The sequence below is a fragment of the Streptomyces sp. NPDC088725 genome (assembly GCF_044751305.1).
Taxonomy (GTDB): Bacteria; Actinomycetota; Actinomycetes; order Streptomycetales; family Streptomycetaceae; genus Streptomyces.
The window spans coordinates 215,465-240,910 of the sequence record NZ_JBIVLO010000001.1; the positions used below are offsets into that span (position 1 = coordinate 215,465).

At 66.9% G+C, this 25,446-nt stretch carries 19 protein-coding genes and 3 pseudogenes; 5 read left to right on the top strand and 17 right to left on the bottom strand.

What is annotated here, in order from left to right:
• Positions 1-34: 34 nt before the first annotated feature.
• From ACIP6N_RS00875 to ACIP6N_RS00885, 3 genes are all read right to left on the bottom strand, one after another.
• Entirely contained in the window at positions 35-1,222 is a 1,188-nt protein-coding gene (locus tag ACIP6N_RS00875) for a serine/threonine-protein kinase (protein ID WP_401811776.1), read from the bottom strand.
• 158 nt (positions 1,223-1,380) lie between these two features.
• On the bottom strand, positions 1,381-2,103 hold the full coding sequence (locus tag ACIP6N_RS00880) for an IS630 family transposase (RefSeq protein ID WP_401812589.1): 723 nt from the start codon (positions 2,101-2,103) through the stop codon (positions 1,381-1,383).
• 988 nt (positions 2,104-3,091) lie between these two features.
• Complete coding sequence (locus ACIP6N_RS00885) at positions 3,092-4,315, bottom strand: hypothetical protein (protein ID WP_401811777.1); 1,224 nt, start codon at positions 4,313-4,315, stop codon at positions 3,092-3,094.
• Between the two features lie 478 nt (positions 4,316-4,793).
• Here ACIP6N_RS00885 and ACIP6N_RS00890 point away from each other — a divergent pair, with 478 nt between their 5' ends.
• Together ACIP6N_RS00890 and ACIP6N_RS00895 are read left to right on the top strand one after the other, a co-directional pair.
• Positions 4,794-4,979 (top strand): transposase, encoded by a 186-nt coding sequence (locus ACIP6N_RS00890; protein WP_401812590.1) that lies wholly within the window; start codon positions 4,794-4,796, stop codon positions 4,977-4,979.
• Between the two features lie 144 nt (positions 4,980-5,123).
• Positions 5,124-5,590 (top strand): annotated as a pseudogene (locus ACIP6N_RS00895) (transposase); the annotation flags it as partial.
• A gap of 54 nt (positions 5,591-5,644) precedes the next feature.
• Here ACIP6N_RS00895 and ACIP6N_RS00900 read toward each other — a convergent pair.
• Together ACIP6N_RS00900 and ACIP6N_RS00905 are read right to left on the bottom strand one after the other, a co-directional pair.
• On the bottom strand, positions 5,645-6,568 hold the full coding sequence (locus ACIP6N_RS00900; RefSeq protein WP_401811778.1) for a transposase family protein: 924 nt from the start codon (positions 6,566-6,568) through the stop codon (positions 5,645-5,647).
• Positions 6,569-6,662: 94 nt separating this feature from the next.
• Positions 6,663-7,540: pseudogene (locus ACIP6N_RS00905) on the bottom strand (IS5 family transposase).
• Between the two features lie 312 nt (positions 7,541-7,852).
• Between ACIP6N_RS00905 and ACIP6N_RS00910 the strand changes: the two are divergent.
• Entirely contained in the window at positions 7,853-9,946 is a 2,094-nt protein-coding gene (locus ACIP6N_RS00910; protein WP_401811780.1) for a PaeR7I family type II restriction endonuclease, read from the top strand.
• Between the two features lie 145 nt (positions 9,947-10,091).
• A pseudogene (locus ACIP6N_RS00915) lies at positions 10,092-11,041 on the top strand (transposase); the annotation flags it as partial.
• Between the two features lie 64 nt (positions 11,042-11,105).
• Here the strand turns inward: ACIP6N_RS00915 and ACIP6N_RS00920 are convergent.
• A complete protein-coding gene (locus tag ACIP6N_RS00920) occupies positions 11,106-12,104 on the bottom strand; it encodes a DUF4365 domain-containing protein (protein ID WP_401811782.1) in 999 nt (332 codons plus the stop codon).
• Between the two features lie 604 nt (positions 12,105-12,708).
• Between ACIP6N_RS00920 and ACIP6N_RS00925 the strand changes: the two genes are divergently transcribed.
• On the top strand, positions 12,709-13,599 hold the full coding sequence (locus ACIP6N_RS00925; protein WP_401811783.1) for a DUF5655 domain-containing protein: 891 nt from the start codon (positions 12,709-12,711) through the stop codon (positions 13,597-13,599).
• A gap of 172 nt (positions 13,600-13,771) precedes the next feature.
• Here the strand turns inward: ACIP6N_RS00925 and ACIP6N_RS00930 are convergent, their stop codons facing one another.
• The 11 genes from ACIP6N_RS00930 to ACIP6N_RS00980 all read right to left on the bottom strand — a co-directional run bounded on the left by ACIP6N_RS00930 (position 13,772) and on the right by ACIP6N_RS00980 (position 25,282).
• Positions 13,772-15,145 (bottom strand): DUF317 domain-containing protein, encoded by a 1,374-nt coding sequence (locus ACIP6N_RS00930; protein ID WP_401811785.1) that lies wholly within the window; start codon positions 15,143-15,145, stop codon positions 13,772-13,774.
• Between the two features lie 61 nt (positions 15,146-15,206).
• On the bottom strand, positions 15,207-16,319 hold the full coding sequence (locus ACIP6N_RS00935) for a DnaB-like helicase N-terminal domain-containing protein (RefSeq protein WP_401811787.1): 1,113 nt from the start codon (positions 16,317-16,319) through the stop codon (positions 15,207-15,209).
• Positions 16,319-17,641 (bottom strand): DNA cytosine methyltransferase, encoded by a 1,323-nt coding sequence (locus ACIP6N_RS00940; protein WP_401811788.1) that lies wholly within the window; start codon positions 17,639-17,641, stop codon positions 16,319-16,321. The genes ACIP6N_RS00935 and ACIP6N_RS00940 overlap by 1 nt, the downstream gene beginning before the upstream one ends.
• Entirely contained in the window at positions 17,587-18,477 is an 891-nt protein-coding gene (locus tag ACIP6N_RS00945; RefSeq protein ID WP_401812592.1) for a hypothetical protein, read from the bottom strand. Before ACIP6N_RS00945 ends, ACIP6N_RS00940 begins: the two co-directional genes overlap by 55 nt.
• A 194-nt stretch (positions 18,478-18,671) precedes the next feature.
• A complete protein-coding gene (locus ACIP6N_RS00950; protein ID WP_401811790.1) occupies positions 18,672-19,154 on the bottom strand; it encodes a hypothetical protein in 483 nt (160 codons plus the stop codon).
• 123 nt (positions 19,155-19,277) lie between these two features.
• On the bottom strand, positions 19,278-19,877 hold the full coding sequence (locus ACIP6N_RS00955; RefSeq protein WP_401811792.1) for a hypothetical protein: 600 nt from the start codon (positions 19,875-19,877) through the stop codon (positions 19,278-19,280).
• A 202-nt stretch (positions 19,878-20,079) separates the two neighbouring features.
• Positions 20,080-21,870: a type IV secretory system conjugative DNA transfer family protein gene (locus ACIP6N_RS00960; RefSeq protein ID WP_401811793.1), complete on the bottom strand. Its 1,791-nt coding sequence runs from the start codon at positions 21,868-21,870 to the stop codon at positions 20,080-20,082.
• Between the two features lie 30 nt (positions 21,871-21,900).
• The gene (locus ACIP6N_RS00965; RefSeq protein WP_401811795.1) at positions 21,901-22,548 is read right to left on the bottom strand and encodes a DUF317 domain-containing protein; all 648 of its coding nucleotides are present in this window, start codon (positions 22,546-22,548) and stop codon (positions 21,901-21,903) included.
• Positions 22,549-23,275: 727 nt separating this feature from the next.
• Positions 23,276-24,103, bottom strand: coding sequence for a DUF317 domain-containing protein (locus ACIP6N_RS00970; protein WP_401811797.1), 828 nt, complete (start codon positions 24,101-24,103; stop codon positions 23,276-23,278).
• Positions 24,094-24,501 (bottom strand): hypothetical protein, encoded by a 408-nt coding sequence (locus tag ACIP6N_RS00975; protein WP_401811798.1) that lies wholly within the window; start codon positions 24,499-24,501, stop codon positions 24,094-24,096. Before ACIP6N_RS00975 ends, ACIP6N_RS00970 begins: the two co-directional genes overlap by 10 nt.
• Positions 24,479-25,282, bottom strand: a complete 804-nt coding sequence (locus ACIP6N_RS00980) for a DUF317 domain-containing protein (RefSeq protein ID WP_401811800.1) — start codon at positions 25,280-25,282, stop codon at positions 24,479-24,481. The genes ACIP6N_RS00975 and ACIP6N_RS00980 overlap by 23 nt, the downstream gene beginning before the upstream one ends.
• Positions 25,283-25,446: the final 164 nt, after the last annotated feature.

The following is a 25,446-nucleotide window of genomic DNA, read 5'->3' on the forward strand; positions in this document are numbered from 1 at the left end:
CTGCCGCCGGCGGACGATGCGCCTGGTAGCCGACCTACAGCGCGGACTGCATCGCGTACCGCTTCCGCAGGTCCTCGGAAACCGTCAGGGAGGCCGGCTTCCGACCTCGCCTCGGCTTCTGGGTCGGCGGCTCCGGATCGGGAGTTTTCTCGGCTTCCCGCACGATGTCTTGCGTGAGATCGGGGGGCGCCTCAGCGCCGGCACCTTCTGAGACCGGGAGAGGACGGTCGAGCGGGCTGTCCTGGTCATCCTCGTCCGCAGTGCCGGTATCGCCGAGCGGGGCCGTGAACTGTTCGATGCGTTCCCATACCGAGGAGGAGGGGCCGTTGTCCCGCGTCGCGCGGGCACTGTCCTCGGCGGAGGTCGTCGCACTTACCAGTGCATGGCGGGCTTGTGCCGCCGAGAGCCCCGCACCCTCAACGAGGGCCACGCACTGCCGGGTCACCTCGGCCAGCACGGGACGGTCGTCCGGCGCGTACGCCAGCATCGCTGTGATCAGCGGGAGGAGGGCATCAGGCAGCCCGGCCAGATTTGGGGACTGGTCCTCGTCCGCCACCTGGGCGGCGATTCCGAGCCAGTCCGCGCCCTCGTAAGGGTAATGACCGGTCGCCGCATAGAGCAGCACTGTGCCGAGTCCGTACACATCGGCAGGTTCTTTCGGCTTGGTGCGGGCGAGCGCTTGCTCGGGAGGTATGCACCGAATGGTGCCAATGATCATCCCGGCCTGCGTCAGGTTGTCCTTGTCGGCGTCAACGAAGGCCCCGAGGCCGAAATCGATCAATATCGGACCGTACTCGCTGAGCATGACGTTCTGCGGTTTGAGGTCGCGGTGGAGCAGGCGCACCTTATGAACTGCTTCGAGCCCTTCGGCCAGCAATGCTCCGAGACTGGCGACGAGCGGGGTAGGGAGCGTGCCCCGGCCCTGTACTTGCTCGTGAACCGTATGTCCTGGGACGTACTCGACGGCCATCCAGGGCTGCTCGGCGTACGGATCGGCATCGAGGAAGCGTGCCACTCGGTTCGTACCCACGACCGTGCGCGCGATGAGCGCTTCCTTCTCGAATCGGGCGCGCGTGGCCTGGTCGAGGCGATCCCGTCGAATCACCTTCACCGCGACCGGGTCCCCGCCGGGGGAATAGGCCAGGTAGACCTCTCCCATGCCCCCCGAGCCCAGCTCGCGCTCGACCACGTAGCGGCCGATCTGCGTGGGCACCTCTGCCATGTTCTCTGAATCACCCTCTCGCGACCGCGTCACCGTGTTGCAGCATCACCGAAGGTCACCCTATCCCTGCGGTCACGGGAACGGGGCGGGTTTCTCTCCCTTGACGTGCGCAGACGTCAAGGACCGACGAGTTGGCCGACGGGGGTCAGCCAACGTACTTACGAAGCAGGTCGGCGAACGCCGTCCGCTCGCGCAGGTCCCGCCGCGGTGAGGGTGTCGCTATGGGGCTCGGTGAGGCCGCTGCGGCCGTTGAAGGCCAGGCGCTGCTCGGCATCCCAGTGAAGGCGGTACGCGTCTGACAGAACTAGTGTCTCGTGATCCCGTTTGCACCACTTTGAGTTGTTTGCGACGAGCTTCTTGATGTTGGTCTGGACGAGGTGGACCTTCGTCAGGATCTCGTCGGCGGTTGCGGTCCAAGTGAATGGCCTGGCTTCGGAGTTCCAGGAGTCGATGTAGTTGCGGATCTGCGTGATCAGGACGTTGACGCTGGCGAAGGTGCCTCGGCGCATCGACTGCCGGGTCAGGATTCCGAACCAGGTCTCGATCTGATTGATCCAGGAAGACCCGACGGGGGTGAAGTGAAAGTGGACGTGGGAGTTCTTGGCCAGCCATGCCTTCACTTCCGGCGTGGTGTGGGTGGAGAGGTTGTCCAGAACGACGTGGATCTCCTTCCCTGCATGCGGCTTCACCGCCTGCTTCGGAAAGGCCAGGAAGCCCTTTCCGTTCCGGCTCGGCTTGCACTCGCCTATCACTTCGCCGGTGCCGACGTTGAGTGCGGCGAACAGGTTCGTGGTGCCGTGCCGCACGTAGTCGTGGGTGCGCTTCCCGGTGGCCGCGAAGGTGACTGGCAGTACCGGCTGGGTTCGGTCCAGCGCCTGGATCTACGTCTTCTCGTCGATCGAGAGCACAACCGCGCCACCGGGCGGGGCGAGGTAGAGGCCGATCACGTCGGCGACCTTCTCCGCGAACGCGGGGTCCTTGAAAATCTTGAACGTGCCGCTGCGGTGCGGCTTGCCCGGTGCGGGCCAGCGGCGCCGTACGCGTCAGAGCAATCACCCGCGCCCCTCTTTGCGTCGCCGCCCCTCGCCCGACCACAGCACGATCCGGGCCCGCGTGGCCACATCCACATGCACATCCCGACTGCTCACCAACTCCCGCAACTCGGCAGCCTGTTCCACGGAAAACTCCATGCCAGCACTAACGAGACACTAGCCAGGCATTCAAGATCATCTTGCACGTGCGTTGCACAAGGTACTGAAAAGCAACAGTGATCAGTGAAGGGAAGGTAAGTATTCGCAGGTCAGATGGGATGCTGCGGTGTTGTGCCCCTAAGGCTCAAGGGGCACACACCCCGCCGGTCAGATGTCGCGGAAGAGACCATCGAGCGCGGTGACCTGGCACGATGGGCGGCCGATGGTCGTTGACCTGTGCGAATGTCCTTTCGGCTATTTCACGCTCGTGCAGGCTGATGGGGCCGGAAGTCCCAGGAAAGTCCCAGAGGGCTCCCACCGCTGGCGGACGCCCTTTCGGCTTCAGCGAGGGTTGAGGCAGCGTGTTGTGGCCTGGATCCTGTACATCGATGGTTCGCCCTGACGAGCGTTAGCGCGGGTTCCGCGAATGCCTCGTTGTCGACGATGCCGTTGGAACGCGGATGTCGAGTCACTGGCACTTGGCCGCTGCTATGCGGATCGTGGGCTCCTGATGATCGACGAGGGAGACCAGCGAGCTCGGTGACTGCCACGACGAGGGACACTTGATCGCTGACCTGCTCGGATGGTCTGTGCGAAAACCCGACGCCCCCACCGAAACCGGGCAGGGGGCTCTGGCGCCAGGTGGCGCAGCGAGGGGCGGTCAGCGGTGGCCGATAGATCACGCCTCATGCTTCCTGCGGCACGAGAAGTGCTCGGGCAACCCTTCGGGTCCTGGAAGGCTTGCGGGCTGGCCGCAACCGAAGCGGCAGAGCGGGATCGCTTGACCCGACGCGTCGACCGGAACCCTGGCGGCCTCGGTTTCCCGGGGGCGGGACTCAAGGACGATCGCGCGGCTGCCACGTCTCTGCTTCGGTTCAGCCCGCACCTCCGAGGCCGGACGATCCTCGGTGCACCTGTCGCGCCGGTCCCCCTGTCGTACGGATGGCTGGCGCTCCTTGTCGTGCAGGGTAGGCCCGTTCGCCTCGAGGTACTGCTGCCACTGCTGTGCGGGTAGCCAACCGTGGTGGCCGCCCCGCTGGAACGGGATCCGCTCACCGGCAGCAGCTTCCACGATGAACCGGGTGAGGGTCAGGCCGCCTTCTCCTGTGAAGGTGCTCGACTGATGGGCGGGCATGAGGACGCGGTGCCAGCCCCCGCAGTATCCGGCGTCGGTGGGGTTCTCCGGGTCGTAGAGCTTATCCGGACACCGGGTGAGCGCGCCGCTTTGGCTGCACTGGCCCTCCTCCAGGACGAAGTTGCCGTCCTGGACCGCGATGGGGTTCTTCTGTACGCGGATGACGGAGGCCGGCAGGTTGGGCGTGCGGACGTAAGGGACGGTTCCGATGCCTGCGTGATCGGGGTCGGCGAAGTCCCAGACCGACCGAATACCACCACGGTGCCGGAAGCCCTCCCGTGCACGCATTCCGCGGGCCGTCTGGGTGCTCATCTGAGGCTCGTAGCCCAGGACGATGCCATTGGCGCCGCTGATGCGTACATCGAGGCGCGCGTGCCCGTCGGCGGTCTGCGACTCGATGTCGGCCCGAAAGCCGTGATCTTCGGAGTCCTTCGCGACGCGTTCCTTGCGGGCGAGGTGCTCGTCGGACTCGTGGCTGATGGGCTTCTCCCCGGGTTTCCGGTAGTGGGAGGCAAGCCATACGCCGTCACGCTGGACGAGGTACATGGGGACGCGTCGGCCGCGGAGGTCCCGGCAGTCGGGGCAGATGAGCCCGCGCTTTTCGACGGGGACACGTCTTCTCATGCGCAGGAGTACGTTCAGGAGGTCTTGGCCTTGCGGGACGCCAAGGTCGGGGCGGTCCAGGTCGAGGTTGCGGCCAGCCCGTTCGTAATAGACGGGGTTGCGGAAGAGGTCTTCGTCGATGTCAATCTGAAGGTCGTCGTCCATCGGTGCTCCCGGCAGCCGCCACGAGTAGGAGTCGCAACGCTACGGGTAGGGTCTGACATTGGTACTCATAGCGGATTCCGGTGGTCGTGACTCAGGGTCTGACCGACGTCCTGCTGGGCTGTCCTGCGACCGTTGTGTCCGGTTGCCGAGACCCGTTCTCCATGGCCCCGGCCAGGTGGAACATGAACTGATAGGAGCTTGGCCAGAGGCCCCCAATGTCCTGTCTGACCCACCCGGCCGGCGTCGCCGCAGACCCGGGAAAGCAGCTGACATGATGACAGTGACGATCACGCCCGCCACCAAACTGGACGCGTGTTCGGCGGAGTGGAATCCCACGCGGACACGATCTACGTCGGTGTCATCACCGAACGAGGCGACCATGTCGCCGACGCCGAGTTCTCCACGACGGCCGCCGGATACGCTGCGGCGATCGCGTCCCTGAACGCCCACGGGACGGTGATCGCCTGCGCACGGAGGTATCCTTCGCGGCGTCGCACCCGTCCCCGCCTCCAGCGGCAGGACCAACCGCCACCGCCTCTTCCGGGGCGGCGACCGCGGAGCGAACTCAGCCCTCTACCGCATCGCTCTCGTCCGCATGTCCAGCGACGCCCTCACCCGTGAATACGTCGCCCGTCAGACCCCCGCCGGACGCACCTGGAAGTAAGCCTGATGCCTAACATCCTTCCCTAAAGTGCTAGTTGGCGGCCCGTTGGCCGCTGACGGGTGATGCGACGCCGGTGCGGCCTTAGTGCGATCACGTGCGTCGTCGAGACGCTTTGATCACGCTAAGGCCGTGAGGGGGAGTCCGCTGCATGACGCTGTCCGCGTCGAGTCCCTGACTGTGTTGTCGCGGTTCCGGACCGACTTCTACGGTGCCTCCCCGCCCGCGCGGGCGCCCTGTTCGAGCTGACGGACGCGGTGCTGTGCACCGACGGGCCGGTGCGGTTGCTCGTGGATCTCGCGCTGGCACCCAAGAACTAACCGGGCCACGGTTCCCTGTACGCCGGTCTCAACCGCGGCCGCGCCCGGCTCCGGTGAGCCGTAGCCGGGGTGCCCGCTGCCCCGTGCCGCGGACGATCGGCTGGGGTTGGCGGCGGACGTCTCGCCGTGGCTGCGACCGGACGCCGGAATCGTGCCGGACCGCTCGTTCTGACACACCTACGGTCGTGGCAACGCCAAACACCAGATGATGCCGGGCTGGCCCTACTCGGTCGTTGTCGCCTTGGAGAGGGGGCACACCTCCTGGTCCGCGTTCTGGACGCGGTCCGCCTAACGAGCTCGTGCACGGTTAGCGGTGAGACGTCGAAGGCGTCGGTTGAGCATCGGCGCTCACGTCTGCCAAGCGTGGATCCGGTCTGCGGTTTGCTGCTGGGACAGCAGGCCGGCGATGGCTTGGACGGTGTCGTCCATGTGCTCGCGACGGCCGAGGTGACGGGCCAGCGCCCGCCAGTTCTTCAGGTGGGCGATGCCGTGCTCGACCCGGATGCGGCGTGAGGAGTGGGCCTTGCGCTGGCGCTCGTGCATTTCCTCGTACCAGTCCGGGGCATTCTTCTTGAACTTGCGGTGCGGCGGTGTCACGACGCGTCCGCCGGTCTGTGCTCCGAGTCCTTGGTAGCCGGCATCGGCAAGGATCTCGACTGCTGGACCGTCGGCCAGGAGTTTGACCAGCCCTAACTCGCGGGCGTGGGTGATGTCCGCGCAGCTTCCGGGTCTGGTCGGGCTGCAGAACAGCAGTCGCCCGTCCCCGTCGGTGAACACCATGGCCTTCACGGCGTTCTGCTTGTTCTTGCCGGAGATGAACTTTTCCCGGTCCTTGCGGCCGACAGCCGGGCGGCGGACACGGATCTCGGTGCCGTCGATGATGCCGGTCTTCCCGGCCTGGCCCAGATGGTCAACAACCTCGGCCAGGGTTCGCAGCCGCACGCCGGGGCTGATGGTGCATCCTCGCTCCGCGAGCAGGGGCCGCACCTCGCCGATGGCCCGGGTGACAGTCGAGCGGTCCACGCCGAACCAGCATGCCAGCACGTCATGAGTGACCCCGTGGCGAAGGTGCACTAGCGTGGCCAGGAGCCGGTCGATGAAGACCATGCGGTGCTTCGCGCCGGCGCCCACGGCACGCTTCCGCGGCCGGGACGCAAGCCTGGCCTGGTGCCGCTCATGCCACAACGGTCCCACCTCGGCCACGAGTTCAGCGATCACAGCTGCCGACAGGCACGTGATCTTTTGGTCGCTGATGATCGCTGTGCGCGTCACGTTCCCCACCACACAACCATGATCGACGATCCGAGACCGACGTCTCACCGCTAACCGTGCACGAGCTCGTTAGGGCGTGTTGTGAAAGTGCTGGTCACAGCCATTCGTTGAGGACTGCGTCCAGCACAGTCGCCTCGTAGCGGACGGCGAGTTTGTCGTATGTCGTGGCGACCGAGCGATGGCGCTTGAGCCGATTGATGCCGCACTCGACCGCGTGCCGCTGTTTGTAGTCGGCCTTGTCGAACTTCGGCGATCGGCCGCCTCGGGAGCCGAGTTTCTGCCAGTTGCGGACTCGGTCCGCAGGAACCGGGATCGTCGCTTTGATGCCGCTTTTTCGCAGGTTGGTGCGGTTCTTGCGGGAGTCGTAGGCCCTGTCGGTCCGTACTCGGTCCGGTCGCTTACGCGGCCGCCCGAGGCCCAGCCGCGGCACCCTGATCGCTTCCAAGACCGGCTCGAACTGCGGGGAATCACCTCGCTGAACGGCCGTGATCACCACCGACAGCGGCTTCTGCCCCTGCTCGACCGCCAGGTGGAACTTGCTGATCAGTCCGCCGCGGGACCGTCCGAGTCCGTGGTCGGCCGGCTCGTCGAAGACTCCGCCGGGCGGCTCCTTCTGGAGATCCCCCTTTTCGCCGCCCCGGCGGCGTGTTGGTGGGCCCGGCAAACCACTGAGTCGACGTTGATGTCCCAGGTGATCAGGCCCTCCGCGTCCGCCTCGGCCTGGAGTTGGGCCCCCGATCCGGGGGCCCAGGTGCCGTCCCGTTGTCAGCGCCGGAACAGGTCATAGGTCCGGTCCCACGGCCCGTAGCGTTCCGGTACGTCCCGCCACGGGGCACCAGTACGCGTCCGCCACCGTATGCCGTCTATCAACTGCCGCCGCGTCCACACCGGCGGGCGGCCCGGCTTGATGCCTGAAGGCAGCAACGGCTCAAGCCGGGCCCACTGGCCGTTCGTCAGATCCCCACGTCCCACAACAGGTGATCATCACCGAACAAGATCTACTCACAGACCCTAGCGACGGGCCGGAAGAGCGGGGCGCCGGCCGGAGTTCTGAGGGCCGGAGCCGAGGGTTTCGGGCGGCCACGCTGGTCAGCGCTGGCGGAGAATCGAGAGGCCCGGGCCATCGGGTTCGGGCCTCCGCGCCTTCCGTGTTGAGCGGCCTCGTGCAGACGATTCGCCCGACTCTGCCACGCGTGTCTCGTGCGCTTGCCGTGGTCACCATACCCAGCGAACGCGGACTGCTCAGCTCCGTGTCGGACCTGATCTGTAGCCTCCTTGGCAGTAGTGACGATCAATGCTGAGCGGGGAGCGATGACCGAGCTGGTTAAGGAAGCAGCCCGAACTATCTGGGTGATGCGTGAGAGACGCGACACCCAACAAGTAAGAGTGAGTAACCCGTACGGCGCGCTGGTGGCAGCCGTAGTCGACTCTCTTACCACGCGCGGCATTGACTCAGCGTGGATCCGGATCGGCCGGGCTGCAGAATTGCCGGGTTCCTATGGTCTCGGCCGTTCCGCATGGGACATATCTATATTCAGGGACGACATCCCACTTGCCGCCGTCACCTTTAGATCCCTCAGCGGACCAGGCTACGGAAATAATTTCAATAACCGGATCCAGGAGCTCACAGGAAATGCCTTTGCTGTCAGGCAGCATGACGGTCAGAGCATCGAGAAATTCCGCCCCTACCTTGGCCTATTCTTCATAATCCAGGAGGGTGAAGGAGCGAATAGGCCCACCCGGAGATCCCGGGGTTCCACCACGGAAACCGTCTGGGGTCCCTCCTATAAGGAGCAACTGGGCGAAACATTTGCCCAGTTCCGCAGCGACGGACTCTACGATGGGATCGCCTACGTATCTGCAAGTACAGACGAAAACCCATCGCTTGAAGAACCCCGTCCAGACATGCCAGTCAACGGGTTCATCGACGCCCTCGTCACGCGAGTACTCTCGTATGTCGCGGCACTGTCTGCGAAAACTTCGACCGCGACATCAATACACGCACCATATGCCCTATCTGAAGTCACCTCGAAAGACCTCTACCGCTATAAGGAGGTAATCCGTAATGCGCACGGAGATCGTGGCGCTTATGCGCTCGACAGACTGCCGATAGGAGAGGGCGCCCAGGCGCAAGTATTTCGCGCCGTTCACAAGTCTTCACAGACGGAGGTAGCCTTCAAGCGCCGCCGCTCCATGCGAAATCTCGCTGCCGCTCGAATGCGGCGCGAGATCGAGATATCCCGCCTACTGAGCACCCATCCACACGCCATGCCTGTGCTTGATGCCGAGCCAGATGGTGCTTGGTTCGTAATGCCTTTGGCTGATGCGACCGCAGAAGATTATCACGAACAACTCCGAGACCCTGAGCGGCTGCGCGACCTGGTTTATGCGATGGCATCCGTGTTGGGAGAAGCACACAAGCGGGATTGGGTGCACCGCGATATCAAGCCCTCTAATATCCTCCGTCTACAAGGGCGTTGGGTCCTCGCTGACTGGGGAATCGGGCGTCGCCCTCGGGGGCAAACAACTATGCCCGGTCGGACAGGTCACTACATCGGTACCGAAGGGTTCTCCGCCCCCGAACTGTCCGTGGACCCTCATGAGGCCACCACTCACGCCAGCGACATCTACAGCCTTGGACGAGTAATCGCTTGGGCGCTCACCGGCAAGGCGCCCCAGGCGAACGTGGTCTTGCTCCCACCCGCCGGCCCATGGCGCAGCATTGTTAGGGCCGCTACGCAGCCGGACCCCACACTGAGGCCCCAGAGTGTCGAAGAACTGCTCACTCTGATCGCACGGGAATTCAGTGTGCCCCAAGGCCCACCTGCTGAGCAGGCTGCACCACTACTCGCCGCCGCCTGCGCAGGTGACTCCGCCTCCATCGACGCACTGCTCGTACTCATCTCGGACTATCCAGATGACTATGACCTGCATCTGGACGTTCTGACTCAGCTCCCTCCCGATCTGGCAGCACCGCCCCTCTCCCGCAACCCCCAACAGGCCAATGCACTCATGCGCGCATTCTCGGCACATGTAGGTGGGGTCGGCACGAGGCGAGTGCAGTTCGGTGAGGCAGGGCGTGCCATCTCCTGGCTCCACGCTGTATCCGCCTACGCGGCTGAACGGAGTGAATGGGACCTGCTAGACGAGGCCGTTCGTACCATGTGCAAGTGGGATGGGTCCTGGAACCAGTGGGACCCGCAGTACACGATCCGCCCCTGGTTGCGCTGGCTGGACGGAGACGCCGCCAGCATCGTGGCATCCGCGTTGCGAGACCATCCGGACTCAGCACGTCACTTCGCGGAACTAGCCGACGAGCAAGCTGTCGACCTGGGCATACGGCAGGCTGTCCGGACCGTTGGTGGGAGACCACTTTAGCAAAGTGCGCGAACGAGCCCGCCCGGGTATCGCATCCGCCCAAAGGGATGATCCCCTGCTCAAGGAGACCGGTGGAACATTGAGCCGATGGAGCTACAGTTCACGCACGGTCACCGCGCAGGCTGCTTTAACGAAGAACTAAGCCCCCGGCGCCTACCTGGCCGCTGTCACTGCCCGCCAGGTCCGCGAGGTAGGCGATAGGCTCGTCACCGCAGGTCAGTGGACCGAAGGCGACCCGGAGATCCTGATCGTGCTGGACGCCGGATACGACGCCCCGCGCATCGCCCATCTGCTGTCCGGCCGGCCGGTCGAGATTCTGGGCCGGACTCTGTCGGGCCGGGTGTTGCGCCGCGCGGCGCCCTCGCGGGAAGAGTTGCTCCTGGCCAACCCGAAGGGCGGACGGCCACCCAAGCACGGCGGGGAGTTCGTTTTCGGCGACCCTTCAACCGGGGGGCGAGGAGCAGGCCGTCACGGTCAACGGCACCCGCCCCTACGGCAAAGCCACGGCACAGGCGTGGAACCGGCTGCGTCCCAGGTTGCCCAGCGGGCTCCTGGCTCGACCACGACGGCCCGCTGCCCATCATCGAGGGCACTGTCATCGACCTTGCTCCGTCGAGTACCTGCCGTCCGGCGCGGTGAACAAGCCGGTCTGGCTGTGGTGGTCACGGACCGGCGCCACCCCGGCCGAGGTCGACCGCTGCCGGCAGGCGTTCCTGCGAAGGTTCGAAATCGAGCACACCTTCCGCATGCTCAAGCAGACTATCGGCCGCCGCCGACCGCTGGACCTGGTTGATCATCGCCGCCCACACCCAGCTCCGCCTCGCCCGACCACTCTCCACCGACCTCCGCCGACCGTGGGAGAAGCCGACGCCGCCGCACAAACTCAACCCCGGCCCGCGTCTGCCGCGGTTCAGGAACCTCCGCACGACGACCGGTGCACGGAAACCCATCACAACCGGCCCCGGACGCCTGCCGGGCTCGAAGAACCGGCGACCCGCGCCCCGGCACGAGGTGGGACGAGTCCTCACCGGCAGCGAGACATGCCAGCGACCGGCCCACCACAAGGTCGGCACCAAACCCCGGCGAACTGGTTAAACAACAAGCTTAGCTTTGTGTCCCCATCGTCGGATGTGGAAGAAAAACGAGGGGACTTGGCGGCTTATCGAGCGTCTTGAGCGTGTCGGTTTTTCTTTCGGTCGAGAGCGAAACGAACGAAACCGGCAAACATCAATATCATTCCGATGAAAGGTGTGATGATCCCGGCTGTGATCCAGGAAGTTCCCCACCAGCCGCGGTCTCCATCGGGATCTATGAATGGAATCCAAAGGAAGTTGCTCGCGATGAGCGAAAGCCATCTCCAGGTTTCTTTGGGGAATCGCCCGGCTCGGAATTCAAAATATATAGTCAGTGCCATAAAGAACATAAAGATGTAGAGGTTGAGTACCCATAGGGTCGGACTTAGAGCCGCAGATCCCTCGGCGAAGTGTATTTGGCGAGGCCACTCCCACGTCATAATCGTGACCAAGGCCACCAGTGGGAGAGAGCGTCGCAGGTCTTTCGCGATGATCTCAAGCCGCTCTTCGTGACGTAGTGCGAAGTCGGCCAATCCTTCGAATAAGGGGTTGGGTGCTGTCAGAGGGTCCAGCCCCTGCCTGGCGCGGACGGCTTCGGTTAGCGCATCTTCTTGAGTCGCCGCGCGAATCTGCATCCTGGTGTCCCCGACGTAGAATGCGATATCCGTGTAGAACTGAAGAACTGTCTCTTCCGAAAGTCGTGACGTATTCGATATTTGTACCCAGCCGGGGTGTTGATCGTCAGTCTTAAGTTTTTCTGTCAGGTTTACCCAGAAGAGCTCCCTTTTCTTCATGTCATAGACGACTCCGATGATTGGGATTCGACTCTGGCGCCAATCGTCGAAGTGGTCTTCGATGGGAATCGCGTACCCATTTTTGCGTTTGTATGTCTTGCCGCTCTTTACTTGGATGGCGATCCAGCAGCCTGTGCGCTTCCCGCCGCGCGTGAAATTCACGATCATGTCCTCGCCGTGATCGTTACCTCCGTCAATCTCCTGAACGATGTGATCGTTTTCTTCAAGGAGTGCGCGAAGAGCATTGACGCCTGCCCTCTCAATGCGGCGGCTAGAGCGGACAGTTGACACTGGTCCCCCTTCGATCGACGACCGTCAGGATACGGGATGGCGCTGACAGTGATCTGGCCTCGGCGTGGTACCCCAGGTCTGAACTGGACAGAAGCCCGCGCTCGCGCCACTGATCGGAGGCGCGGGGCGCTGGAGACCTGTGGATAGTCCACGCATGACGTGCCCCTCGCTCCCCAACCCGCTCGAACCGGTCAGGCGCTGTCGTGACGGGCGGCCGATCTGGCCGATCCTCAGTTTCTCCCGAGGGCGACACCAGCAAGCCCGAAGACGACGGTTGCACGGCTGGCGGTATGGTCACGCAAGAGGATTTGTCGCGGCTGACGGCCCATGAGAAGACACAGAGCGGACGAGCCTCTGTGAAGAAGTTGCTCGGCGATTTTGGCTTCGACAACTACAGGCGCTGCGCGAGTTCATCACGACGAAGCGCGACGCAGAACACACCGCCCTGACGGAGCTCGAATGCCGGGAGCAGGCCAACAAGGGGAGGCTGAGGACGGCCAACGTCCGCGAGGACGTAGGCTCGCTGCCTCACACACTCGACGCCCCTCGCGGAAATACCCTGACCCGGCTCGGCGTTGGTGCCTTTCGAACCGAGGAGGGGAAGGTGTCGGGCCTGAAGCTGTTCCACACGATGAATAGCGGCGTGACTGAGGTCGCGCCGCATCTTGCTGAAGTCGAGGCGGATGTCCAGTGCCTTGTCGAAGGGCACATGGAGGCGCTGCTGGGCGTGCGTTTCCTGGCGAGCGAGTACGGCACCGGGCCGGTCCACGCGGGGCGGATCGATTCGCTCGGAATCGATGAGAACGGGTCGCCGGTCATCGTCGAGTACAAGCGGGGCGTCGACGCCGGCGTCATCAACCAGGGCTTGTTTTACCTCTCGTGGCTGATGGACCACCGGGCGGAGTTCGAGCACCTGGTCCGCGACCGGCTCGGGGCGACGGCCGCGGCCCAGGTGCTGTGGAGCGGACCGCGCCTGATCTGTATCGCGGGCGACTTCACGCGCTACGACGTACACGCCGTACGCGAGCACCGGCGCAGCATCGACCTGGTCCGCTACCGGCTCTTCGGCAGCGACCTGTTCGGACTGGAGACCGTGGCGTCCGTCAGCGGGGCGACACCGGTAGCGCGGCGGGCGCGTCGGCAGGCGGTCGCTCGGGCGGCAGCCGGTGTTCAGAGCACTGAGCTGGTCGAGCTGGCGAACGCGGTCGACGAGGCGTTGCTTGGGCTCGGGGACGGTGTGAACCGAGTTCAGCGCAAGCAGTACCGGGCATATCAGCGGTTGCGGAACTTCGCCTGCGTCTGTCCGCCGCAGCGGAGCAAGCTCCTCGTCTACCTGAAGGTCGCCCCGAAGGATGTCGACCTCGTTCCCGGCTTCACCCGGGACGTGACCGGGCTCGGCCACCACGGGACGGGCGATCTGGAGGTGCAGCTCCGCACGCCGAAGGACATCGAGCGTGCCCAGGATCTGTTCCGGGCGAGTTACGCAGCGGCGTGATCGCTTGACGGCCCTTGGCCATGAGCGTTCCGCGATGGGGCTGTAGTCGTCTGGGCGGTGCCTTTCGACGTACGGGCAGGTCGTGGCGGTGGACTATCAATGATGCGGGGGATCGCCGGTTTGGCTAACCGGCGATCCCCCGCTATGTTGCGCCGCTCTGACATACCGGTGATCAGCGTGCACGGCTGGGCGCAGAGCCGAACTTGGCCACGGGGATGGCCGAGGGTGTGGCGCCGAGGCTCGTCCCGCGTTCGCGGCCTGCGGCCCGCACTTGGCGGGTGCCGGTTCCGTGGGCGAGGTTCTCAGAGAGGTCGGCCAGCAGTGAGCTGGGGGTGTGCGGGGACGCGGTGAGGGTCCACGTGGGGTGGTCGAGGCTCGGGCCGGCCCAGACGGTCCAGGTGGCAAGGCTCTGGTTCGGGTGGTGCCGGGCGGCGAAGGCATCGAACTGGACTCCCGCGTCCCCGGCGGGAGACGTCCAGCGGATCCAGCGCCCGTCGACGGTGTGTTCCCACCCGGCGTCGGCAAGGGGCTGCGTGGCGGCGGTGACGGTCTTTTCGTTCACCGGGGTGCCGAGGGTGGTGTCCCAGCCGTCGCTGTCGGCGAGGTGATCCAGCAGTCCCTGCAGCACGGGGGCGGGAGTCGCGCCGCTCGCGTTGAGAAACCACATACGCTCGGAGACGGGCGTCTCGTAGGCGGCCACCGCCCAGCCGGTCTGACCAGGGACCGCTTCATGGGTGCGCTCGATGCGCAGGGTCTGGGACTCATGGATGGCGTGGGTGGTCTCGTCGGACCAGGTCCTCCACTTCTCCCAGTCTCCGTGTGCGTCGAGGAACGTGTCCAGGAGCGCGTCGTGGTCGCCGGCCTCGGCGGCGTACGCGGGAACGGTCTCCAGCTCTGGGCGCGGAGGCTGAGGCTCGACGGCGGGTACGGCGAGTGAGGTTCGAGCCTGGGCGGCGGCACGCTCAGTGTCCGTCATAGGAGCCGGTCCGGGGCGCATGGTGACGCCGTGGTACTCCTCGAAAGCGACCAGGGCCTGGGCGGGTGAGTCGTATGTCCTGGCGATCTGGCGCAGGTGATTCTCTCCGTGGAGGTAGACGCTCTTTCCGCCGCTGAGGTAGGTGCCGACCGCGACGGTGGTGTGGCTGTCCCGCGCGTGGGCGTGGATGAGGAGATTGCCGTGGCGGATGTCGTCATAGATTTTCTGGGCCTCGTCGGAGACCTCGCGGATCTCGCTGCGGGTGCACCAGGGCATCGGGTAGTCGACCCAGGTCCAGTCCTCGTCGATCGCCTCGCGCAGCTCGGGGGTGAACTCGGTTGTAATGCCTTCGGCGTTCAGGGCCTGGACGGCCTTCTCCGCCCAGTAGGGCTCCTCACTGTCGATGCGGACCAGCACGAGGGTGTTCTCGGCGACCGCGACCCAGCCGTCAGCCTTCAGAGCCCTGTGCGCGATGTGGGCCTGGGGGCCGGTCAGGACGGCGGTCACTGCACTGGAGTGGGTGGGGTGGTTGTCGAGGCGGACGTGCGCGTCGATGGAGGGTGTCGTCACGAAGGGTGGCTCTCTTCTGCCGGCGGCCGGACCGCAGAGGTCCGGCCGCCGACGGGTGGGATCAGCGGGAACTGCGCACGGCGGAGGGGGCCGTGGCCCGCGGCGGGCCGGCCCGGGGCACGCCCGTAGCCCTGGCGAGCCCGGGCCGGTTCGCCGGCGCGGGTGAGAAGGAGGTGGCGTGCTGCCATCGGGTACGCACGGCCGACAGGTCGGCGAGCGCGCGGCGGCTGCCGATGACGAGCTGGTACGGCGTGGTGGCGGGGTCGTTGGCGAACGCCTCGATGCGCCGGCCGACGTGGTGAGCGGTACCGAGGACGGCACGCTCCAGAACGCGCTCACCCCAGTGCTCCGGGGAACCGACTGGTCCGGCGAGGAGAGCAAGCAGTTCTCTCGGCTCGGTCCCGGTGCCGAGAAGGCTTTGTTGCTGCGCTTCCCACAGGACGGTCACGGGGTCGACGGGCGTCCGGCGCCGGGTCAGGGTGGTCAGGCACTGCCAGAGCCCGGCGTGCAGGGGGTGGGTGAAGTCGTCGGGCGTCAGCCACCGCATCTGCTCGACACCGCTGGAGTACGCGGTCGCGGTGGCGAGCAGCAGTTGCTCCTCCTCGGTCGCTTCCTCGTCGTGGGGCGCGGTCGGCGGAGGAACGGCGGTACGGGGCAGGGATCCAGCGTGGGGAGGGAAGCGTGCGGCGATGTCGTCCACCACGGTGGTGAGGGCATCGGCTTCATGGAGGGTGGCGGCCACGCGCTGCGGTAGTGAGGTGTCCCGGGCGGTGTGTGTGAGGCGCTGAGCGGCGGTGGCCAGACGGCGCCGGGAGTGCTCTGCCTCGATCATCCGGGCGTACACGGGCGCGTGTTGGGGTCGCGGGCAGACCTGGATCAGGCTGTGCAGGTAGGAGGCGGACAGTCCGCGCGCTTGCTCGCGGGCGGTGGTGAGTACGGCGTCGAGCCACTTCGTGTTCTTCGTGTGCTCGACCGGGTCGGGGGCCGGCAGGGAGCGGATCGCGCCGAACAGGGCCGCGTGAGCGGCGGTGGAGAACGCGTCGGGGCCGATCCCGGTCACGTCGGCGAGGCGCTGCGGTTCGAGCAGGAGCGCGCCGAGGAGGGCCTGCTCGACGTGGAACACCGGTTGCGGCGTCGGGATGGAGGCGAGGTCGGGCTCGGGGGTGCGGGGCATCAAGCTGCCAGGGTGAAGTCGTCGGGATTGAGGGGGACGCTCAGATGCGGGGCGAGCAGGTGGGCCGCGAGCAACGGGGGTACGGCGTTGCCGATCTGGCTGAAGGCTTGGCCCTTGTTGCCGGCCCAGGGGTAGTCCGCCGGGAAGGTCTGCAGGATGCCGGCCTCTCGGGCGGTGATCCGGATCGGCTCCGGGACAGGCGCCAACACCCCGTCCTCACGTTGTGCGGCGGCGGGTTCGGCGATCCAGGTGCACTCATTGGCGCGGTGCCCGAAGAACAGCGTCCCTGCCGGCTCGGACAGCGCGCGGACCGTGGCGTTGGCCTGGTTGTTGCTCCGCAGAGACCAGGACCAGCGGTACGCCTCCGGGGAGAACGTGGGTGCCGGAGCAGTTCCGGCACGCTCCTCGCGGGCTCGCTGCCGGGCCTCCCTTGCCGCTTCTTCGCGGCGGGACTGCGGGGCGACCCTGTCCGGCCGCGGCGTCCAAGTGCCTCGCTCACGGGCGTCGGACAGGGCCTTGCGGGAACCGGAGGGAAACGGTTCGGGGCCGCCGCCGGGCCCGCCGCCGGCGCAGACGGTGGGAACGGGCCGGTCGGTGGCACCCCACCCCAGGGCCTCGGCCATGCTGACCCAGCCTGCGCGGCCGGGACCGAACAGCGTCTCGGGCTCGGCGACTTGGGCATGCGTCGGTGCGGGGGGCTGGGCCGTGCGGACCCGCGAGGCGAGCAGGATCGCCCGCCTCCTTGTCTGGGGTACTCCGTAGTCGGCGGCGTTCAGGACGCCCGTCCACACGGAGAATCCCCAACGACGGAGCACGGCTGCGTACTGCTTCCACAGCGGCAAAACGTCCGGCACCTCCTCCATGACGACCCACTCGGGCTCGCCGACGGTGTTGAGGGCGTGGAGGTAGCGCATCGGCTCTGCGGCGAGCAGGGAGCGCTCGTCGCGGCAGGAGGCGAGGAGACGTTCGCGGGTGTCGCGTCCGGCGGCGAGGTCCTCGACTGCCTGGTGGACCAGGGGCTGGTCCACCAGGCCCAGGCGTTTGCCGGCCATGCTCCACGCCTGGCACGGAGGGCTCGCGATCAGCCCGCGTGTCCGGCCGACCCAGGGCCACGTCGGATACATCGACACGTCGGTCCGGATGGTCAACTGCCCAGCGGCAGAACGGGTCTTGCAGGCCCATGCATCCCATTCCAGACCGATGTCCTGTACGCCGAGTACCCCAAGGGCCCTGCTCCAGCCGCCCGGTCCCGCGAAGAGATCGAGTATCAGGTGGCCAGCCCGAAGTGGTCCTGCGTCAGCGCGTCCGTATCTCCGCGGCATGCCCAGGGCGAGCAGCCGTCCACGACACCGTTCTCCAGCTCGTCGGCTTCGTCGGCCTCGATGTTGAGGGCGGCCCGTTCGGCGGCGGTGACATGGTCGATCGGCGCCTGGCTCAGTGGGACACGGGAACGGTGCAAGAATGCCTCACCGAGCAGTCGGCTGCCGGATGCGTTGGCGCGGGCATTTCCCAACCGGATAGCCGCGTCGAATTCGACAACGTCCGCCCACTCGGACGGTGAAGTGTCCCTGATATACCTCCACTGTGCGTTGTCATGGAAAGGGCATCCGAGGCAACTTGATTTCGGCGTATCCGCCAGTCCGAGAGAGGTCAGGTAACGGACGCAATCCGTCCTGCTCCAGTCCAGATCAAGAAGCGGATGTCGATTACGCATGTATTTCACATCGGCGTCTTTGGCGCGATGGAACTCATCGGTGGAGATCCCCACCCACTGCTCGACGAACACTCCCTTGGGTACACGCGAAGGATAAGGGTGTCCCAGTAGCTCACGGATCTTCTTCTTTATTGGCTTTATCTTGTATTCGCCGGTGCACTGCCTGCGGGTCATTCCAGGCCGCCCGTCCTTGTTCAGGATGTGGAGGGGCATGGATGCGAACCGGTGGTCCGGGTTCAGGGCGTCGCTGCGAATGTTGCCGGACGAGACACGGAGAACAGGAATGCCGGCGGGCTTGGCGATCTCCTGTTCCAGACGGTCTAGATGGGCGTAAACAGCTTCGGGTTCCCATCCGGTGTCGGCGAAGATCGCGTAGTCGACCGTCGGAAGGATTCCCTCGGCTGAAAGGGCGAGGAGGGTGCTGGACTGGACTCCTGCGCCCAGGGAAAGGGCGCGGAATTGGGGCTGATCTGAAATGGTCTGTCCTGGGGAGGCGGGGGTGCGCCCTCAATGAGGCTGTTGTGTCGCGGCGTTGCCGGTTGCCGTGTGCGGGCAGGCGGGGACGAACAGGCCGAGCGCGCAGCCGGGTTGGTCGTGGAGGGGATCGGCGTGGCCGGGGTGGTGCGGAAGGTGTGAGGTCAGCGGTGGTGTGCGGCCGGTGGAGCCGGGCTCGCGGGTGTGGTGGCGCTTCGGCTTTGAGCGGGGCGCGGTCGCGAGCCAGTCGGCGCGTCCGTACTGGAACGGCTGCTGAAGGCGGGTGCGACGAGGTCGAGGTTCGTGGCGACCTGCTGGACCTGGTCATAGGCGTCGCGGAGCTGTTCAGCGATATCGTCGGGGAACCGGTCCCACTGAGCCCGCTCCTGATAGCGCTGGATGATCTCGGCGGCATTGCGCAGCTGGTCGGCGACTTGCCGCAGGATCGCGGCCTTCTGCTCAGGGGCGTTCGCGGTGTGCGTGGCCTGCAGGAGCGCGTCGAGGGCGGTGGGCAGCGGGTCGTCGTCCGCCGGCAGGCCGTAGAGGCCGGCGTGCAGCGCCTGGGCCACGCCCGTCACGGGTCCGCCCCGGTTGTAGTGGTTGTACTTGGCTGCCGCCTGGCGGCGGACGCTGAAACTGACGATCACGTCACGCGGCGCGGCGCCAGGGCGGATCTGGTCGGCGAGGGCGCGGGCGAGGTCATGCGCCGTAGGGGTGTCGGAGGACGTGTGGAAACTCCAAGGGAAGCAGAGGCCGACGGGCAGCGAGGATCAGCGGGTGTGACGGCGAGCCGCAGGAGCGGGAGGCTTGCTGGCGACGGCAGTTGACCGCCGGTGGGGTGCGGAGGGGATGTCCGCGGGCGTCGGGATGCCGAGGTCGAAGCGGACACTGAGGCCGTGGGTGTAGGCATGCGTCTCGGCGGCCGTGACAGCGCGGAGCAGGCCGTTCTGGTCCAGCCCGGGCGGCGGACGGTAGGAGGAGCCGTCTGCCGCGAGGGCGAAGTGGTGCTGTTCCAGGATCGAGCGGGCGGCGTCGGTCCCGGCTGTCGCGGTCACGGTGCCGTCGGCGAACTGGAAGCCGAGGTCCGGGTCGGCTGCGGGTACGGGAGTGTCGGGGCTCCAGCGCGTCGTCCAGGAGAGGTCGACAAGGTCGTAGGTGTGGGCCAGGAGCCCGTCCATCACAGTCTCGGCGCGCTCGTGCGCGTCTTGGGCAGTGCCCGGTGGGAGCAGGTAGACCGTGCGGCCGAGGTGCTCGCGGGCGAGGAACCCGGCCTCGGTCAGCAGTTGGTCGGCAGCGCGGATGCGGCGGTTGAGGACGACGAAGGTGTGCCCGTCGTCGGTGGACCCGATGAATACATCGGGGATGGTCACAAAAGACACGGTTGTCCAGGGGGTTTCGGGGAGCGGGATCCTGCGGCGCGTCCGCATCGCTGGGGTTGGCACCCGGTTACGTCCGGATCCCTGGTAGTGGTCAGCGGGCACGGTGTGAAGTGGTTATTCCGGTGCCGCCACCGGGGACGGGACTGCGGGTGGCGCCGGAGCGGACGGCCAGCAGGTTGCAGGTGCGGCTTACTCATGCGGCCGTTCCGAAGTCGGCCTGCGTCGGGCCGTGCTTCGCGATGGCGCGGGCGGTGATCGCTTTTGACGCGCGGGCGGACGCGGCGGACAGTTCCTCTGCTCCGGGCTCCAGGTACCACGGGCGAAGGTCGAGCATCGCGGCGCGCATACCGGTGGCGAAGCACAAGGCGGTGCCCTTGGGGAGGGCGCGGATGGCGTCGGCGGGCAGGATCCGCTCCTGCCGCATCGAGACAGAGGTCGACTTCCCTGACTCCGAGTGCGAGGTGGACGTGGTCTCCACGTCGTGGTCGCCGATCAGACGGCTGAGCTTGTCCGCGAAGTCCGGGTCATCGATGCCGCTGCCGATCACCTTCACCGTCGAGGCGGACCACATGGCGTCCATTCCGGCGTCGCCCCACACCTTCTGGCCCTGTCGGTAGCTCTGGAGGATGGTGATCGGGATGATGCCGCGGCTACCGAGGTGGGAGTACAGGTCCGGAAGGTCCGAGATTTTGCAGACGTTGGCCGCCTCGTCGAGGATTGCCAGCATCGGCGGGTCGAGACGTCCGCCGGCGCGCTCGGCCTGGGCGGTCGCGGCGCGCATCACCGAGTCGGCGCAGGCCGCGATCAACGCGGAGGCTCCGCCGCCGCCGTCCTTGCTGAGCAGGAACAGCGTGTCGGTGGAGGTGACGAACTGCGTCGGCCGGAATTCGGGGATGTCCTTATGTGGCGTCACCCACGCCGCGATCTCGGAGTTGAGCAGGGCCGCGGCGTACTGTCTCGCGGTCTCGTAGATGCCGTCTCGGGTCTCGGGCGGCCCTTCCACGGTCCCCTTGAGCTGGGCGGCGACGGCGGCGAAGCCGTGGTCGCGCAGGATGTCGAGCGGAGCGCGGTCGGCCGGGAAGGCGAGCCACTGCATGATGTCGGTGATCGGGCGCTCGTCGAGCGCCGCGGCCAGGAGCAGCTGGCTGAGGATGTTGCTGCCGGCTTTGGACCAGAAGTCGCCCTGTTGGCTTGCGTCGACGCTCGCGGCGAGGAAATGCCCGGCCAGCCGATTCGCGCCGTCCAGGGTCGTCGCGCTGGCGAGGGGGTTCCACCACATCTCGCGGGCAGCGTGGGCGATTTGCTGCGGGTCCATGGTCCACACCTGCCCCACCTCCGCCCGGGCGTCGTAGGCGGTGGTGAAGGCGTCGCCGGCGGCCTTGTTCGAGGTCAGGAGGACCGGGCCGGGCGCGGCGAGAACGGAGGGGATGGCGAGCGATGTGGTCTTGCCCGACCGGGGGGCCATGATCGCGACAGCGACATCCTCGAACCCCATGCGCACCTCAGCGCGGCTGCCTTGGAGGTTACCGAGCAGGATGCCGGTGTCCTTCGCGTCGATGCGCTTGGCGTCTTTCAGGCTCGGGCGCAGTGAACGAGCCTTTTCGGCGATCGCTTTGGCCATCAGCGGCTCGATGTCCCGAGCCTTCGCCATGTCGGTGATCTTCTTCTTCCGGCTGCCGCTGCGGTTCTTGTACCGGGCCCACAGGACGCCCGCCACTGCCCCGAGGGCCAAGAGGAGGAGAACGGGAACGATTCTGGTGCCGATCAGCAGGGACGCTTTTCCGGCCTCGGGCCACAACCGTTCGGGGTGGAGCAGGGCGGTGGTCGGCTGGTAGGGGGCCCAGCTGGCTCCGGTGAGGGAGGAGGTGATGTTGCCGGACAGCCAGGCGAGTTGGGACAGGGGCAGGACGACCGCGAGCACTCCCAGGAGGAGGCGCAGGACGATGTCGTACCCGTCGGTGGAGCTGTTCGAGGAGGGTGGCAAGGGCTACGTGCTTCTGGGCGGGGACGGGGGTCAGCGGCTGCGGCTGTTCTTGGTCTGCGGCTGCCGCGAGGGGGTTGGGCTCGACGACGGGGCGGTGTGTCGGGCAGCGAGGGAGTGGACGCGTTCTTCCAGCGCCCCGGCGACGTACACGGCGAGGACGTCCGTAGCCGTACGCGTGACGACGTTCGGGTCGAGGGTCGCGAGACTGCGCCCGCTGTCGAAGCGCGGCACGGGCTGCGGATCGGCGAGCGCAGCGGTGAACGCCGCAACGAGGCGGGCGGGAGTATGCGTGCCGAAGCGGGCCTGCCACACCGGCCGGTCCTGGCCGAGTGCGGCGGTGACGAACCAGGTGCCCGGTTCTTCCGCACTGCCCAGCCGCTGGACGTACGCGGTGCCGTCGGGCGACACGCGGCCGTTGTCTGCGAAGGCGGGCGCCCAACCGATCTGTTGGAGCGGCGCGAACGGATCGGAGGACGCGTCCGCCGGCAGGGCCGGGTCAGTCAGCGCGTCGGTGAAGGCGGCGATGAGTTCGACAGGCGTGCGGGCGCCGAAGCTCGCGTACCAGGCGAGCCGGTCCGGCTCCGGAGCGTGATAGAGGGTCCACCACTGTCCGTCGGGGTCCGGCTCCAGCCGCAGGCGGGCCTTCCGGTCGGGGCTGGAGAGGACGACACGCGGCATCAGGGGGTCGTCGGCGTAGCTCTAGCCGCAGGCGCGGTGAAGGGGAACGGTGGCCCAGGCGGCGTCACCGCCGGCGGCCAGGTGACGCGGCGCGATGAACTCGACCTCTACCGTCTCGGGTGCAGCGGGCACGGTCATCTCCGTACGGAATTGGTCCGGCCGGGCGTGGGGATGGCGGTGGGTGGCGGAGCCGACGGCGAAGACTCGTGCTGTGCTGCTGAATTGATGTCACGGAGGACACGGGCGTGGGTAGCCCAGTCGTCGAGATAGCTCCAGGATTCGGCGTGGTGCCCGGCGAGAGCGTCGTCGAAAGCCGGGGTGCCGGGCTGGGCGTCGGCGGGTAGGGCGTCGCGCGTGCGCAGCCATTGCTCGTGCAGGTTGTCGAGGTGATTGAGTGCGGTGTGCAGAACGCCGAGTTGGTATGCCCAGCGGATCTGTACAGCCTTCGCTGGCAGGCTCGCGAGCTGGGTCTCGCCTGTGGCCAGCAGGTGGTGGGCGCTTTCGCGGATGTTGTCGAATGCCGCAGCGGTGTCGGCGTCGCGCTGGCTCTGGCGGAGCCCGTAGGCGTGGTCGTCGAGTGGCCAGCCGTCGAGGCCCGTGTGCTCGTCGGAGTACGCGTCCCAGGCGTCGAGGATCGTCTTGCTGTCGTGGACGAAGCCGTCGACGTTCTGCAGGAACGTGAGATGAGTGGCTTTATCGAGGGAGATGGTGAGGGATCCTCTCGGGATCAGCGGCGAGCGGCCGGAGGGACGATGCCGGTCTTCGCCGGGGCCGCGGCGGGCTTGGGCCGTTGCTGGCGGCGGGCGGCACGGACCTGCGAACGGATGGTGGCGAGCCGAGTGGTGTGTGCCTCGACGACCTGCTCGGGGGTGAGGGGGCTGAGCTTCTGCACGACACTGTGGTGGGCGGTGCGGTCGAACATGGCGCGCTGGAGCGGAGCGGGGTTGGCAAGTGCGGTGATGAAGGCCCCGACGAGGTGTTCGGGGGTACTGCTGTCGAACCACGCGTGCCAGATCCGGGGGCCCCTCGGTGTGCCGTAGCCCGGCTGGCGGGTCTCGATGAGCCAGGACGACACGCGGTCGTCGTCCCGGGCGGGGCGCTGTTCCACATGACACATGCCGTCGGCGGAATGAGCCGCGGTCGCTTTGTCCAGCAGCCATCCCGCCGACTCCAGTACCTCGAATGGACTGGGCCGCGCGGTGGGTGGCGGTGCGATCAAGGCGTCGGTGAGGTGGCCGAGAACCTCGGCGGGCACGAGTTCGCCGAATTCGGCGTACCAGCTCGGCTCGGTATCGGTGGTCGCGGACCACAGCCGCCACCAGGCAGAGGTGGCGGACTGCGGGTCGAACTGGAGGCGGTGCCGGTGATCAGGGCTGCGCAGAACGATCTCGGCACTCAGCGCGTCGGATGTACGTTCCCACCCGGCGGCGGCCAGGCCGTGAGTAACGTGGCGCGCGTCTCCGTGGCCGGCGAGGTGACGCGGGCTGGTGTCGAAAGGGATCTGCCACGCGTGCTTGTCGGCGAAGGAGGCGAGCTGCCGTTCGCTCAGCGACACCAGCAGCCCCCCGGCTTGGTCGAAGAGTTCTCCTCGAACAGGGGACGCACACCGTCCAGGGCGTAGTGGACGGTGTGCTGGTCAGCCTGTTCTCGCGCAGTGGTACGCAGTTCGGTGATCAAGAGGTCGACCTCCGCGGTGTGCGGGGTGTCCGGGTGGTACTGCACACTGCGGGCGAGTGCGCCGCAGCGTGTTGGCGAGCTGGACGGGGAGGCCCCGTCTTGGTCGAGCAGGGTCTCGACGAGGGCGAGCGCCTCTTCGGGGTCGGGGGTGTCGCGCAGGAAGTCAGTGAGGCGGGACGCGGTCTCGGTCGCTGCGCGGACGGTGTCCGGGGTGAGTACGGGCATCGGGTTTCTCGCGTGGTGGACGTCGGGGTCAGCGGCGGGTTCGGGTGCCATCGACAGGGAAGTGGGGTCGGGCTGCGGCGTGGGGCCGACCAGTTCGGGCGCTGTTCCGGGACCAGACGGCAGCGCGGGCGGCGGTGATCCGGGCCTGCTGCCAAGCGCCGAGTTGGGAGGGCAGCACCGAGACGGACGTAGTGCGGATCCGTGCGCTCCGCGGGACGCGTCCGAGCGGGCGCATCACGGGCTCGGGGCTGGCGAGCGCGGTCGAGAAGGCTTGAACGAGATGCATCGGCGTGCTGGATGTGAACTGGGCGGCCCAGCCGTTGCCTTGGCCGTCATTCGCCCCCGACCACCACATCGCCTCGCCGCCGGGGGCCTGGTGGTATTGCATCCAGGCGCTGCCGTCGGGGCTGATCGCGGTGACATGCTCGGCGTTGGGCGGTGTACGCCAGCGCTGCTCTTGAAACGGCGCCCATACGTTGGGGGCATGCGCGGAACGGGGTCGGGTGAGGGCGTCCGTGAGACCGGCCACGATCTCCACCGGCGTCTGCGAGCCGAGGTGCGCCCACCACTCGTCCTGGTGCCCCTTCGCGGCGCCGTTGACCGTCCACCCGCCCGGCGGGACATAGGGGTTGTAGACGATCCGGACCGTGCGGTCCTGGCTCTCCATGGAGAGGGGGCCGCCCCTTTTCGACGTGTCCCGCCAGCCGGAGGCGCGCAGAAATTCGGAGACGTACCGGACGTCGCCGTCGCCTGCGAGGGCCCGGGGTTCGACGAGGTAATGCTGCTGGGCCTGCTCGCCCGGCCCCCAGCCCTGCCACTGCGTCCTCTTCACCGGCGCCGCCGGACGACAAGCGGAGCGGGGACCAGCGGCTTCGCTGCCCCCGGGCGCGCGCCGGCCAGTGTGGAGGCACGGTCCGGACCGGTGGCGATGCAGGCGCGCAGATAGCGGCGGAACAAGGCGGTGGCCAGGCGGGGCTTGAGGCTGTGGGAGATCGG

Excerpts from the sequence above, each read along its gene's own strand:
- ACIP6N_RS00965 (WP_401811795.1), bottom strand. The coding sequence starts at position 22,548 with ATGCCGCGTGTCGTCCTCTCCAGCCCCGACCGGAAGGCCCGCCTGCGG.
- ACIP6N_RS00940 (WP_401811788.1), bottom strand. The coding sequence starts at position 17,641 with ATGCCGCGGAGATACGGACGCGCTGACGCAGGACCACTTCGGGCTGGC.
- ACIP6N_RS00975 (WP_401811798.1), bottom strand. The coding sequence starts at position 24,501 with ATGGCACCCGAACCCGCCGCTGACCCCGACGTCCACCACGCGAGAAAC.
- ACIP6N_RS00875 (WP_401811776.1), bottom strand. The coding sequence starts at position 1,222 with ATGGCAGAGGTGCCCACGCAGATCGGCCGCTACGTGGTCGAGCGCGAG.
- ACIP6N_RS00935 (WP_401811787.1), bottom strand. The coding sequence starts at position 16,319 with ATGCCCCGCACCCCCGAGCCCGACCTCGCCTCCATCCCGACGCCGCAA.
- ACIP6N_RS00885 (WP_401811777.1), bottom strand. The coding sequence starts at position 4,315 with ATGGACGACGACCTTCAGATTGACATCGACGAAGACCTCTTCCGCAAC.